The sequence below is a fragment of the Candidatus Galacturonatibacter soehngenii genome, assembly GCF_008830185.1.
Classification (GTDB): Bacteria; Bacillota; Clostridia; order Lachnospirales; family Lachnospiraceae; genus Lachnotalea; species Lachnotalea soehngenii.
On sequence record NZ_WAGX01000004.1, the window covers coordinates 357,957 to 372,368 of the forward strand.

The following is a 14,412-nucleotide window of genomic DNA, read 5'->3' on the forward strand; positions in this document are numbered from 1 at the left end:
TCCTATGTAATGGAATGTATTTTGCTGTATAAAGCTCTGTATTCGCTTGGAGTACAATTCTTTTGATTCTTAAAAATGCGGTTGAAGGTGGAAATACTTGAAAAACCAGCCTGTAAGGCAATCTCTGTAATGGAGAGATTAGGTTCAGCAAGTAAGCTTTCTGCCGCTTTAATTCGTTTAAAACTAAGATAGTCATAAAAGGTAGAATCACTATATTGCTTAAATAATCTGGTGAAATGATATTTGGAAAATCCACTATAAGAAGCAACATCATCTAAAGTTAATTCCTCCATATAATGGGAATCAATGTAATCTAAAACGCTGTTGAATTTTTGCATATATTCCTTTTGCTTATAGATTCGTACATTTGGAAATATATCAGTGTTACTGAGGCGGTTTCTTCCTAGCATAACAAACAAATGAACCAGTTGGGCATATATAGCCAGTTCACGAAAATCATTGTTACTAAAATATTCATTTCTCATTTGTAAAAGCAGTTGATAAACCTCCTCGTAAATCTGTGGATAGGTCTGTTTTGTAATATAAAGGCAACCATTTAATAAAGATTGTATGCCTGAAAACCCCTTTAATTTGATAATGTTAGATATATCAAACAAGAAGATAAAACGTTTTCCTGTTTCGGGAGCAATTAGCTGATGTGTTTCGCCAGGTGGAATGAGGATAATATCCCCTGGCAGGATATGATAAGTAGTAGAGGAGGCAACTACTTCATAATAATTTTCAACTGGCATAATGATTTCTAAAGCAGTATGCCAGTGAGGGCTGTAACAATGAGACTGTTCATTATACCAAATGCGGATTATTGTGTCATTTTGGTAATTGACTATTTCATAATCACCTTTTACTGTACGTCCTTTCCAGTCACTGTTTTGTGTGTAAAAATCTAAGCAGTTGTTTTTTGTCTGATTTACTCTAGTCATATAATTCCCCCTATAAAAAGATAGTAAAATATGCAGATATTGCGAAAATAAGTAGATAATATAATTTAAATATGATAAAAGTTACAAAAATATACCAATTAAATTAAAAACATTATCGAATACATTAACAAAAGAGTATCATATTATCGATAAAAAGTAAATAATGCATAATAAAACAAGTAAATAGCAAAAATAATTGGGCAATATTTGAATATTAACTAGCAATAAATGATAAGCGGCAATATTTGAAAATGTTAAGATATATTTATAGTCAATTAGTAGTTTATTCGTAATAAATTAATCTGATTCCTACGGGAAAATAATTAGTGATATCAGATAATTTTGTATTAAAACAGTAATGATAGGGAGTTATTTAAAAAATTAATGGAGGCATTATGAAAGAGGCTGTTAAAAAAATACTAATAACGATTGGAGTAATTCTTATAATAGGAGTTATTTACTTTATTAAGATCAAGACAACAGTAAATGATAATTATGCCGATAAGTATGACCAAATAGACTTTGCAATGGGGGAGAACGGATCAAATAGGGAGGGTACTTATTGTGCATACTTAAACAATCATGCTAATGCTCAAAATCCGAAAAAGAACATTGACATTGATCTTTATAATTATGATTATGGTAAGAATGTAGAGGTTTTTCAAAATTATGAAGGCGAAATGAAAGTTCTTTATACGGGAGATGAATCAAAAGTTACATGGAGTGTTGATGTAGTGGAAGCTGGTTTCTACAATGTGTATCTAGAGTACATGACAGTGGAATCAAGAGGGGTTGCAGTGGAACGCTCCCTACTTATTAATGGTGAAAATCCTTTCAAGGATGCAGCAAATCTGGTGTTTAACAGATTATGGACAGATGATGGAGAGGTTCGTACGGATAATCAGGGTAATGAAATACGCCCAACACAGATAGAAGCCTATGAATGGCAAAGTGCCTATTGCAAGGATGGGAGGGGTTATGAAATAGAACCGTATCGGTTTTATTTTGAAAAAGGGAAAAATAGCATCACCTTAGAAGCAGTAAATGAACCAGTGATTTTAAGGAAACTTGCACTGACAGCAGTCAGTGAGAGAAATGACTATAAAGTCTATAGTAAAAATCTTCCACAGGTGACAAATACGATATCTGATTTCGAGTTAAAAATTCAAGGAGAGGATTCCACGCTACGTTCCGAATCATCACTTTACGCCAAATATGATAGAGCATCACCGACAACAGAGCCAAACAGTGTAACGAAAACAGTTTTAAATTATATAGGTGGCGAGACATGGAACTCGTCAGGACAATGGATTGAATGGGAATTTCAAGTACCAGAAGATGGGTATTATAACATTACAGTAAAAGGCAGACAAAATTATGCAAGGGGTAGCATATCTTGCAGAAGTTTATACATAGATGGTGAAGTTCCATTTAAGGAAGTCGAGGCAATTTCTTTTCATTATGGTAATGACTGGAATGTAATGACTTTAGCAGATGAAGATGGAACACCATATAAGTTTTATTTGACAAAAGGTAGACACCTGGTAAGGCTGGAGGCTACCCTTGGCAATATGGGTGAGATTTTAGAGGAACTAGAAGATTCTACCTATAATCTAAATCAGATATATCGTAAAATTTTAGTTTATACTGGGGCAGATCCAGATGACTATCGTGATTATAATTTGGAGCAAGTCTATCCAGAAGTAATTAAAGCAATGGATATTGAATCCAAACGACTCTATAAAATTATTGATGATGTTGTAAGTTACACTGGACAAAAAGCAGAAAAGATTGCCACAGCCCAGACATTAGCCCAGCAGTTGGAACAGTTTGTTGAGAGGCCAGATAAGATAACGGTTCACTTTATTCCATTTAAAGATAATATTACGGCACTTGGTACGGCAATTTTAAACATGAGTGAAACAAAGCTTGATATTGATTATTTGATTATAAGCAGTGATGGATTTGAAATACCAAACGATAAGGCAAGCAAATTTGCAAAGGTATGGCATGAAATAAAATCCTTTGTAGCCACCTTTTTTGTAGATTATGATGCAGTGGGGGATGTTTACAGCGATGAGGATCCTAGTGTTGTAAAGGTATGGATTGTAACTGGACGTGATCAGGGAACTATCTTAAAAACAATGGTAGACGATACCTTTACACCTGAACATAAAGTCAAGGTAAATGTTGAAATTGTAGAAGCTAGTGCACTGTTAAATGCTGTAGTGGCAGGAAGAGGGCCAGATGTTGTTTTGTCTGTTGGTGCAGACCAACCAGTAAATTATGCACTGCGAAATGCCGTAGAGGATTTAACTCAATTTAAGGATTATAGCGATGTGCTTGATGTGTTCTATGAAAGTGCATACCGTCCTTACGAATATAATAATGGCATATATGCAATACCAGAAACCCAGACCTATAACGTTTTGTTTTACCGCAAGGATATTTTAGAGGAGCTTGCACTAGAAATACCAAATACCTGGAAGCAGTTGATTGAGATGCTTCCTACTATTCAGGGCAACAATATGGAGGTAGGAATTCCAACAACAGCAAGTGCTACATTGCCTGATGCATCACTTTATTATACATTACTCTACCAAAATGGAAGTGATATTTATGATGAAGAAGCGAAAAGGACCATTATTGATAATGAAGCAGGTGTGAATGCATTTACTATGTATACAAGTTTTTTTACCGAATATGGTATGCCAAGGGAATACGATTTTGTAAGCCGCTTTCGTTCAGGACAAATGCCTATTGGAATTGCAAACTATAGTATTTATAACACACTAATGGTATCAGCACCTGAAATTCGAGGTTTATGGGATTTTACATTGATCCCTGGCACGGTTATTACTAAGGATAATGGGCAAGAGTCGATAAAACGTTCGGTTTATTCAACTGGAACCTGTAGCATGATGATTAAAACAGAGGATGAAATAAAAAAACAAAACGCATGGAAATTTATGAAATGGTGGGCACAGACAGATGTACAAGTGCGTTTTGGACGTGAATTAGAAGCATTGCTTGGTTCTTCCGCAAGATATGCAACGGCGAATAAAGAAGCCTTTAGCCAGTTGGCATGGAGTGCTGGTGAGAGAGCAATTCTTAATGAGCAGTGGAAATCTACAGTAGGATTTCGTGAGGTTGCTGGTGGATATTATACGAATCGTCACATCATCAATGCAGTTAGAAAGGTAATGAATAAAAATGAAGATCCAAGAGAGACCGTTCTTGATTATGCTATTACAATCAATGAAGAAATCATAAAGAAGCGAACCGAATTTGGACTTTCGATAGATTAATGGGGGGTTGGCATGAAAAATTATATCAAAAAATATGTAATATTGCGCCGAAATGAATTTAAAATCATGGTGAAAAAAATGAAAAAAAGCAAAGCATGTTACTTATTTCTGGCGCCATACGCAATATTGTTTACCATGTTTTACATATTGCCAGTATGCTCCTCAATATTTTTTAGCTTTACTTATTACAATATACTGGAATCACCTAAATTTATAGGAGTACAAAACTATATTAATTTAATTTTGCAGGATGATATTTTCCTAACCGCAATCAAGAACACATTTTTGATTGCGGTTATCACAGGACCACTAGGTTATATTATGTCGTTTCTGTTTGCATGGCTTATTAATGAGTTGCCTAGGTGGTTAAGAACCATTGGAGTTATTGTATTTTATGTACCCTCCATTGCAGGAAATGTTTTCATTATTTTCGCCATCTTCTTTCGTGGTGATGCTTATGGTTATGTCAATGCATTTTTAATGAATGCTGGTATAATTGGTGCACCAATTTTATGGCTGACTAACCCTAAATATATGCTTAAAGTTTGTATGATTGTAATTCTATGGATGAGTCTTGGAACGGGATTTCTTTCTTTTGTAGCAGGTCTTCAAGGAGTTGACCGTTCTCAATTTGAAGCTGGTTATATGGATGGTGTAAAAAATCGTTGGCAGGAATTGTGGTATATTACATTGCCAAATATGAAACCCATGTTAATGTTTGGTGCGGTAATGGCTATTACACAGGCGTTTGGTGTTTGTGATGTTACTATGGCGTTATGTGGTTATCCAAGTACGGATTATGCAGCAAGAACGGTGGTAACTCATCTATTTGATTACGGATTTTCCAGATTTGAAATGGGGTACGCATCAGCAATAGCAACCACATTGTTTTTGATTATGATTATATGTAACAAAGCAATTCAGAGTTTATTAAGAAGAGTGGGAACCTGATATGAGTAAAAAGATAAAAGAAAAGACAATAAAATCATCCAAACACAAAAAAATAATAAAAAAAAGAAAACCCAATCGTTCTTTTGTTGGTGATATTCTAATATACTTCGTGTTATTTTTATTTGCACTGGCAATGGTATTTCCACTTGTGTTTGCAATTAGTAGTTCATTAAAACCGTTAGATGAATTGTTTTTATTTCCGCCAAAGTTATTTGCACAAAATCCAACACTGGATAACTTTCAAGATCTGTTTGTAACCATGGGAAAATCATGGGTAACTTTCTCTCGATATATTTTCAATACGGTATTCATTACTGCTGTAGGTACAACAGGGCATTTGATTATTGCATCGTTGGGGGCATTTGTACTTGCCAAATATGATTTTCCTGGTAAAAAACTTTTTTTTACAATTGTTGTAACCGCTTTAATGTTTAACGGGTATGTAACAGCAATTCCAAACTATTTAATTATTAGTAAACTGGGATGGGTAGATACCTACTGGGCAATTGTTATTCCAGCATTTGCAGCACCTATGGGTTTGTTTCTTATGAAACAGTTCATGGAAGGAATCCCTATGTCACTGGTTGAAGCCGCAATGATTGACGGAGCTGGTCTTGGAAAAATATTCATGCGAATTGTTATGCCAAATGTAAAACCAGCTTGGCTTACGCTCATCATCTTTTCTGTTCAAAATCTATGGAATAACAAAGCGGCAACATTTATTTATTCTGAAGAGAAAAAAACGCTGGTTTATGCACTGCAACAGATTCAAAGCGGTGGTATTGCAAGAACTGGTCAGGCAGCTGCAGTAACTGTCATCGTTATGATTGTTCCAATTACAATTTTCATCCTGTCTGAGAGCCAGATTCTTGAAACAATGGCAAGCTCTGGTTTGAAGGAATAAAGAAGATGGAGGATGATAAGATGTTGAACAGGAAAATAAAAAGTTTGATTGTATTAACTGTAGTGGTTTGCATACTTATTGGTACGGTTACGAAGGTAGAAGCAGATGACGGTTTGAAAAAAGGATATACCTACAATTATGATTATTGGTCAGATGTTTTGTATTCGCCTGATGCATACAGTACAGTAGGCGTATATACATCGGTGGAATTGGGGTTGGAGCAAGGGTTTAATAATGCCACAGGGATGTATGTGCGTGGTGATACCCTCTATATCTGTGATACAGGAAATAATCGGATTGTGGAATTACAAAAAGTAAGTAAGGATACTTTTGAACTAGTACGTATCATTCATATGATTAAGGGAGAGGTAGCAGTAAAAACATTATCCGCTCCAACAGATGTCTGTGCATCAGAAGATGGATATTTATATATCTGTGATAAAGGAAATGGGCGTATTTTAAAGCTTGATGATGATTTGAATTATGTAATGGAATTCACAAAACCAACGGATGCAACCTTTGATCAGACGACTGCTTTTTTGCCAAATAAATTAGAGGTGGATGGAGTAGGTAGAGTTTATTGTATCGCAGATAATGTTAATAAAGGTATGATTAAATACGATTCGGATGGAACCTTTGCTGGATTTTATGGAGCTAGTGAAGTTACTTATGACTGGACCGATTACCTTTGGAAGAAATTTGCAACGAAGGCACAGCGGGCAGCAATGGAATCCTTTGTTCCAACCGAATATGACAATTTATATAGAGATTTGGAGGGTTTTATCTTTGCATGTACCACAAATGTTACTGGGGCAGGGCTTGATGCTGGTACTGATTCGCCAATTCGCAGACTGAATTTGCTGGGAAAAGATATTTTAATTGAAAACGGTAATTTTAATGTGATTGGTGATATCTACTGGGGGGAGGCTGGTGGTTATAAAGGTCCTTCTTTAATTACGGATATTACTGCTCTGGATAATGGTATTTATTTTGCGCTTGATAAAGTAAGAGGAAGAATTTTTGGCTATGACACACAAGGGCACTTGCTATATGCTTTTGGCGGTAATGGTAACTTGGATGGATATTTTAAATTACCAGTAGCGATTGAACATATGGGTAAGGATCTTATTGTACTGGATTCAAAAGATTCTAGCTTTACCGTATTTACTCCAACGGAATATGGGAGTTTGATTTATAAAGCAATTGAAGAATACGATATAGGAGATTATGATGCTTCAGGTACCACATGGCAGCAAGTAAAAGCCTTAAATGGAAATTATGATCTTGCCTATGTTGGCATTGGAAGAGCACTAATGCGTCAGGGAAATTATAAAGAAGCTATGACCTATTTCAAACTAAAATGGGATACACACAATTATTCCAAGGCATTTAAGCAATATCGAAAAGAGTGGGTGGAAGAACACATTGGTTTAATGGTTGTAATTCTTATATTTTTATTCGTAGTTCCAATGTTGGTAGGAAAAATAAAAAAAATCAAGCATGAAATTGATGTAGCAGAAAATATAGAAAGATTGATGTAGGACGGAGGCAGGTATGCAAGTTTCATTAAAGAAAAAAGAAACCTACGGTCATTATTTTGCAACCCTAAGATATGCAATGTATGTTATAACCCATCCATTGGATGGCTTTTGGGACCTGACTCATGAGAATAGAGGATCGCTTGCAGCAGCCAATACAATAATTATCTTAACGTTGCTGGTAAGGATAATGAAACTTCAGTTTACAAGTTTTTTGTTTCTTCAGGTTTATTGGGAAGGAATCAATATCTTCTTATATATTGCAAGTATTTTATTTCCACTGGTATTGTTTTGTGTAGGAAACTGGGGGTTAACAACGCTGTTTGATGGAAAGGGAAAACTGTCACAGATTTATATGGGAACAGCCTACGCTTTAACACCATATCCACTCATTCAGTTTTTTATGATTTTATTTAGTAATGTAGTAACAGATGAAGAGGGTGCCTTTTATTATTTTGCCGCCGCACTTTCTGTTGGATGGGTGGCAATGCTAATTATTTGTGCCATGATGGAGATTCATGAATATACACTAAGTAAGACAATATTATTTATCATTGCAACATTTTTTGCAATGATGGTCATGGTCTTTCTTTTAATGCTATTTTTTAGTATGACTAGCCAAGGTATTGCATATTTCATTTCCATCGTGAAAGAAATCATGTTCCGAATGTGACAGGTTGGAGGGTAAAAGGATATGAAGAAAGATAAGGTGGTAATAGCCATGGAGAGGAAAGCAGCCTTGAAAGGAAAGGTAAAAAGTCTTTTGGTTCCTATTCTGATTTTACTAGTAATCATAGCTGTCATTTTGGTAGTAGTAATATATAAAGAGGACGAAACAGCAGAGGAGATTATTAAGGTAAATGAATTTGAAGGTACAGATAAGGAAATTATACTGGAAAACGATAAACTGAAATTTGTCATGGATTCATCTACTACACAGTTTTTTGTGACTGTAAAATCCACAGGGGAGACGTGGTATTCCAATCCGTTAAATGCAGAGGATGATACGATAGCACTTCCCACAGACATTGAGAATTTAAAATCTACACTTCTTTTGACCTACAGTACAATTAATGGTGTTGATACACTGTATAACAACTACAAATACAGTATGTCTGCTAGAACTTATAATATTGAGGCAACCAATGATTATGTGAAGGTATATTATTCAATTGGTGAGGTAGAAAAAGAGTATATTGTTCCAAGAGTCATCACAGCAAAGCGGATGGAAGAGTTATTATCCAATATGAGTCATACAGATACCAACACAGTAGAGCAGTACTATAAAAAGTATGATATTAACAATCTTGGTAAAAAGGATAACAAAGAAGAGTTGTTAACACAATATCCAATTCTAAAAGATGAAATTATTTATGTATTGCGTGACGGGGTAAAGGATACGTTAAAGAAAAAGTTTGAAACATATTTTGGTGATGCAGGATATACAAAAGAGGAGTATGCCAAGGAAAAAGAATTATATTCCTTTGATTCTTCTTCCAAAAAGCCAGTATTTAATGTCAACATGGTGTATCGACTTGACAAAAGTGACCTGGTAGTAGATATTCCGATGAACGAGATTGAGTATAAAGAAAATTATCCCCTTCTTACTTTAAATGTATTGCCTTTCTTTGGAGCGGCAGGGACATCAGAAAACGGATATATGGTAGTACCAGAAGGTGGTGGAGCCATTATTAATTTCAATAATGGAAAGACAGCACAAAACAGCTATTATTCTAATATATATGGTTGGGATATGGCACAGGGAAGAACTTCCTTAGTTCATGAGACAAGAAACTATTATGGTGTTTATGGAATGGCAAAAAATGATAATTCTTTCATCTGTATGTTAGAGGATGGGGCAGCGTATGCATCTATAGGTGCTGATATTAGTGGAAGAAGCAACAGTTATAATTATGTGAATGCCAGTTATAGTATTTTACATAGAGAGCAGTGTGATGTGGCGGATAAATATAATGGAGAGATGTTTGTATATGAACAGAGTATTCCAAAAGAAAACATAGTTGAGCGGTACCGTTTTATTGATTCAGGAAGTTATGTGGATATGGCGAATGCTTATCATAATTATCTTGTAGAAAAATTGGGCGAAAATTTTACAAAGAAAGATGACATTGATGTACCAGTTGCAGTGGAAATCATTGGTGCCGTTGACAAGGTAGGACAGGTGCTTGGAGTGCCAGTTTCGAAACCATTAGAGCTTACTACTTATAAAGAAGCACAAGAGATACTTGAGACATTACGTACGAATGGTGTAACGAATATGTCTGTAAAATTAAGTGGTTGGATGAATGGAGGAATCAAGCAGAGCGTTCTTACTGATGTTAATTTAATAAAAGAACTGGGCCGAAAAAAGGATTTGCAAAATCTAATCTCTTATGCAACTGAGAATGAAATCAATATCTATTTTGATGGCGTGACAAATTTTGCTTATAACAATAAGCTATTTGATGGCTTTGAGTTATATAGGGATGGTGCGACGCTGGCTAACAAGCAAAAGGTGGAGCTTTTAGAGTTTGATCCAGTTTATTATGGAGAACAAAAATGGAAGGATTCTTATTATTTATTAAAACCAAAATTTATTACCAAAATGATGGAGAATCTTTCGCTAGCTGCAAAAAACTACGGAGCAACAGGAGTATCCTTTCGAGACATTGGATACCAGCTTGCAGCAGATTACAGCCAAAAGCATTTGGTTAGCAGACAGCAGGCAAAAATTGAGCAACTAAACGTATTAAAAACAATTAGTGATTCGGGGCTTAAAATCATGACGAATATGGGAAATGACTATACCCTTGGCATTACGAATTTTATCACGAATATGGACTTAAGCGGCTCAAAGTACACCATCATTGACAAAACGATTCCCTTTTACCAGATTGCCATTCATGGTTACGTTAATTATGCTGGAGAAGCATTAAACCTTGCAACTGATTATCAGGAAGAACTTTTAAAATCTGCTGAATATGGTTCATTATTGTATTTTACATTCATGAAAGAAGATACCACAAAGTTACAAAACACTTATTATACACAGTATTTTGGAGCAGCCTTTGATGCGTGGCAAGAGAAAATGATTTCCATCTATCAAAGATACAAAAAGGAACTTGGTGGTACTTTTAACCAGAGAATAACAGATCATGAGATACTAAAAAGTGGTATCACTGTAACAACCTATGAAGACGAAACAAAGGTATATGTGAATTACAACTATGAAGACTACACGATAGCAGGTGGCAGCAATCTCCCAGCTAGAGACTATCTGGTAATTCGATAAAATCAAAAAATCGGCAGTGCATCAGACTGTCGGAGGTTGGAAAGGGATGGTTTATAGTATGAAGTGGCAAAAAAAATATAAGGGTCTTCAAAGAAGAAAAGCAATATCTGGATATTTGTTCATAATGCCTTTTATCATTGGATTTTTGACATTTATGGTAAAGCCCTTTTTTCAGTCGCTTTACATGAGTTTTTGTAAGGTGGAAATAAGTTCAGGTGGATTTCATATGTTATTTGATGGACTTACAAATTATATAAGAGCATTTACCATTGATACAGAATATAACAGACTATTGACAGAGGATATTGGAAAAATGACTTATACTGCACTGGCAATTATGGTATTTAGCTTTTTTGTGGCTATGATATTAAACCAGAAATTCAAAGGGCGTGCCTTTGTCAGAGCAATCTTTTTCCTGCCAGTAATCTTATCTTCTGGCGTAATTCTTGGAATTGAATATGATAATTCTTTACTGGCAAGTGTGCAAGATGCCATTCAAGGCTCAATGGGAAATTCCAGTATCACAAGTATCATTCAAAAAATTTTAACAACTAGCGGTATGGCGAGTGGAGCGCTGAAAAAGGTATTTGAAATTGTAGATGGTGTATACGACGTTGCGATTGCATCGGGAATTCAGATTATAATTTTCTTATCAGGATTACAAACAATATCAAAGAATATGTATGAAGCAGCAGAAATAGAAGGTTGTACTGGTTGGGAAAGTCTATGGAAAATAACATTTCCAATGATAAGTCCATTGTTTTTAGTTAATTGGGTTTATACGATTGTAGACTTTTGTATGAGATCAGATAATCAGGTCATGGAAAAAATCAGTAATACTATGATTGTAGATTTGAATTATGGCTTTGCTTCGGCAATGGCATGGGTATACTTTGGGATTGTAATTGCAATTATTGGTATAAGCTCACTCATTATTTCGAAAGGAGTTTATTACTATGAATAAAGAAGCAATGCAAAAAAAATATATGAGTTATTGGCAAAGAAATAAAAAAACACAGGGCTATTTGTTAAAGAAAGACATTAAGAATTTTTCATATAGAATCATACGCTTCTTTCTTTTGTTTGGTATGTGTTTCTTGATATTACAACCGATTTTTAATAAGATCACCATTAGCTTTATGGCAGAAGAGGATTTGTATAACGCTATGGTTATTTCAGTTCCAGAGCATTTTACCACCAGTAATTATATGCTGGCAGCAAAGTTTATGAACTATTTTAAAACGCTATGTAATACTTTTTTTGTATCTTTTACAATCGCTATCTTGCAGATTGTGGTATGTACGGTAGTTGGATATGGTTTTGCCAGATTTGAATTTCCATTCAAAAGGTTTTGGTTTGCCTGTGTTATGTTAGTCATTGTTATTCCACCCCAGACGATTTCTTCTTCCTTACATTTACACTTTAGGTATTTTGATATGTTTGGAATTATGAAATTGATTACAGGACACACAATTAATTTAAGAGGCTCTGCACTTCCTTATTATATGATGAGTGCAGGGTGTATGGGGTTGAAAAATGGATTGTATATATATATGATTCGACAATTTTTTCGTAATATTCCAAAAGAAATGGAAGAAGCAGCTTATGTGGACGGTTGTAGTACATTAAAAACATTCATTCGTATTATGCTGCCAGATGCAAAACCTATTTTAACGTCATGTTTTTTATTTGCTTTTGTATGGCAGTGGACAGATGGTTTTTATTCAAAGATGTTCCTTGGGAATATAAAATTACTCTCCATTCAACTGCCACAGATTGGCGAACAATTAAACAAATATCTGACTCATACATTGAATCAGGCAACAGGAGCATCTGTTGGATATACACAGTGTGTTATTTCAACAGGAACGCTTATGGTAATACTTCCACTTTTGATTTTATATTTATTTGCACAAAAGGGATTTGTGGAAAGCTTAAGTAGTACTGGTATTAAAATGTAACGCGATATTTTCTAGTTTGGCAAGAAGATTAAAGGAGGAATTTAAAATGAGAAAATCAAAACGTGTGTTATCAATTATGATGGCAATCACAATAGCTGTAGGTATGTCTGCATGTGGAGGCAGTTCTGATACAGCTAAGGTGGCGAATGACAATGTAACAAATACAAATGATGTGGAAGCAAAAGATGCACAAGCGACAGAAGCAAAAGATGCAAATGAAGCAAAACAATATAAACTTCTGACAGACGAAAATGGAAAGCCATATGATTTGGGTGGAATGGAAATTATTATTGGAGACTGGTGGAGCTCAGGGGAGAAAGAGGAAGCTGCCAGTGCTTATGAAGAGGCACGCTTGGAGTATTTAGATTGGATTCAGGAAAGCTATAATTTTACAATCAAAGAGCAGGCAATTACATCCTTTGATGAGTCACCAGAAAATTTTGTAAATTATGCGACTACAGGCAAAGATGAAAATTATATTTTTACCTTATATCAGGGGAGTGCCCTAATGTCCGCAATAAACAGTGATTTAATGTATGATCTTTCAACACTGGATTGTCTTGATTTTTCAGAGAGTAAGTGGGAAACTTCCGTGAAAGAATTAATGACGATTGGCAATGCCACTTATGGTATGAGAGGGATTCCACATCAAGCAACAGCAGGTATCTTTTTTAATAAGAGATTATTAGAGGAATCTGGTATCGATCCTGATTCAATCTATGAATTACAGGCAAACAAGGAATGGACGTGGGATAAATTTGAAGAGCTTTGCCAGAAGGTTCAAAAGGATACAGATAATGATGGTGTAATTGATAGGCATGCAATGACAAACTTTACAAGTACTTTATATCCAGCAGCTGTTTACTCAAATGGTGGAGCGTTTATTGGAAAAGATGAAAAGGGTTTTTACAATGCCCTAGAATCTGACCCAACAATGGAAGCCTTAAATTGGGCACTTGATTTGGTTAGTAAATATGAAATGGTTTATCCAGAAGATTCCGAATGGGATTATACCTTTACCGCATTTGCAAATGGTGAAGCGGTATTTACTTGTGCTGAATCATATAAAGCAGGGGACTGGTCCGAGATGGAGGATGACTTTGGATTCGTGTGTTTTCCAATGGGACCTCGTATGGATCATTATGTTAATTTTGCTCAAGATAACGTATATGTAATTCCTTCTTGCTATGATGCTGAAAAAGCTTGGAAAATTGCTTTTGCATTTAACTTATACACAGATCCAGTTCCAGGATATGAAGATTATGAAGGTTGGAAATCTGGCTACTATCAGTCATTTAGAGATACAGAGTCGGTAGATGAAACACTAGCCATTATGGTTAAGAGTGGCGTTCCTATGTATGAAAAAGCAATTAATGGTATTTCTATGGGGGAAGATCTTTTATGGGGCATCAACGAGGATAATACGCCAGCACAAAAAGCAGAGGCTATTAGAAATACTTGGCAGTCATATATAGACCAAACCAATAGTCAGCAAATAAAATAACAGAAAAAGTAAA

The 14,412-nt window shown here is 35.2% G+C and carries 10 protein-coding genes; 9 read left to right on the forward strand and 1 reads right to left on the reverse strand.

Annotated elements, in window-relative coordinates; all coding sequences use genetic code 11:
- Positions 1-2: 2 nt before the first annotated feature.
- Entirely contained in the window at positions 3-941 is a 939-nt protein-coding gene (locus F7O84_RS04185) for a helix-turn-helix domain-containing protein (protein WP_151142259.1), read from the reverse strand.
- Between the two features lie 395 nt (positions 942-1,336).
- Between F7O84_RS04185 and F7O84_RS04190 the strand changes: the two genes are divergently transcribed.
- From F7O84_RS04190 to F7O84_RS04230, 9 genes are read left to right on the forward strand one after another with little or no spacing between them, the layout of a single operon-like run.
- Entirely contained in the window at positions 1,337-4,249 is a 2,913-nt protein-coding gene (locus F7O84_RS04190; protein WP_151142261.1) for an extracellular solute-binding protein, read from the forward strand.
- Between the two features lie 12 nt (positions 4,250-4,261).
- Positions 4,262-5,200, forward strand: a complete 939-nt coding sequence (locus F7O84_RS04195) for a carbohydrate ABC transporter permease (RefSeq protein WP_151142263.1) — start codon at positions 4,262-4,264, stop codon at positions 5,198-5,200.
- Between the two features lies 1 nt (position 5,201).
- Positions 5,202-6,104: a carbohydrate ABC transporter permease gene (locus F7O84_RS04200; protein WP_151142265.1), complete on the forward strand. Its 903-nt coding sequence runs from the start codon at positions 5,202-5,204 to the stop codon at positions 6,102-6,104.
- Between the two features lie 20 nt (positions 6,105-6,124).
- Complete coding sequence (locus tag F7O84_RS04205; protein WP_151142267.1) at positions 6,125-7,645, forward strand: NHL repeat-containing protein; 1,521 nt, start codon at positions 6,125-6,127, stop codon at positions 7,643-7,645.
- A 13-nt stretch (positions 7,646-7,658) separates the two neighbouring features.
- Positions 7,659-8,315: a YIP1 family protein gene (locus F7O84_RS04210; protein WP_151142269.1), complete on the forward strand. Its 657-nt coding sequence runs from the start codon at positions 7,659-7,661 to the stop codon at positions 8,313-8,315.
- A 21-nt stretch (positions 8,316-8,336) separates the two neighbouring features.
- Entirely contained in the window at positions 8,337-10,934 is a 2,598-nt protein-coding gene (locus F7O84_RS04215) for a DUF5696 domain-containing protein (protein WP_151142271.1), read from the forward strand.
- Positions 10,935-10,992: 58 nt separating this feature from the next.
- Positions 10,993-11,898, forward strand: coding sequence for a carbohydrate ABC transporter permease (locus tag F7O84_RS04220; RefSeq protein WP_151142273.1), 906 nt, complete (start codon positions 10,993-10,995; stop codon positions 11,896-11,898).
- Complete coding sequence (locus tag F7O84_RS04225) at positions 11,891-12,895, forward strand: carbohydrate ABC transporter permease (protein WP_151142275.1); 1,005 nt, start codon at positions 11,891-11,893, stop codon at positions 12,893-12,895. The genes F7O84_RS04220 and F7O84_RS04225 overlap by 8 nt, the downstream gene beginning before the upstream one ends.
- Positions 12,896-12,941: 46 nt before the next feature.
- Complete coding sequence (locus tag F7O84_RS04230; protein WP_151142277.1) at positions 12,942-14,399, forward strand: ABC transporter substrate-binding protein; 1,458 nt, start codon at positions 12,942-12,944, stop codon at positions 14,397-14,399.
- The last annotated feature ends 13 nt before the right edge of the window (positions 14,400-14,412 follow it).

Excerpts from the sequence above, each read along its gene's own strand:
- F7O84_RS04185 (WP_151142259.1), bottom strand. The coding sequence starts at position 941 with ATGACTAGAGTAAATCAGACAAAAAACAACTGCTTAGATTTTTACACA.
- F7O84_RS04190 (WP_151142261.1), top strand. The coding sequence starts at position 1,337 with ATGAAAGAGGCTGTTAAAAAAATACTAATAACGATTGGAGTAATTCTT.
- F7O84_RS04195 (WP_151142263.1), top strand. The coding sequence starts at position 4,262 with ATGAAAAATTATATCAAAAAATATGTAATATTGCGCCGAAATGAATTT.
- F7O84_RS04200 (WP_151142265.1), top strand. The coding sequence starts at position 5,202 with ATGAGTAAAAAGATAAAAGAAAAGACAATAAAATCATCCAAACACAAA.
- F7O84_RS04205 (WP_151142267.1), top strand. The coding sequence starts at position 6,125 with ATGTTGAACAGGAAAATAAAAAGTTTGATTGTATTAACTGTAGTGGTT.
- F7O84_RS04210 (WP_151142269.1), top strand. The coding sequence starts at position 7,659 with ATGCAAGTTTCATTAAAGAAAAAAGAAACCTACGGTCATTATTTTGCA.
- F7O84_RS04215 (WP_151142271.1), top strand. The coding sequence starts at position 8,337 with ATGAAGAAAGATAAGGTGGTAATAGCCATGGAGAGGAAAGCAGCCTTG.
- F7O84_RS04220 (WP_151142273.1), top strand. The coding sequence starts at position 10,993 with ATGAAGTGGCAAAAAAAATATAAGGGTCTTCAAAGAAGAAAAGCAATA.
- F7O84_RS04225 (WP_151142275.1), top strand. The coding sequence starts at position 11,891 with ATGAATAAAGAAGCAATGCAAAAAAAATATATGAGTTATTGGCAAAGA.
- F7O84_RS04230 (WP_151142277.1), top strand. The coding sequence starts at position 12,942 with ATGAGAAAATCAAAACGTGTGTTATCAATTATGATGGCAATCACAATA.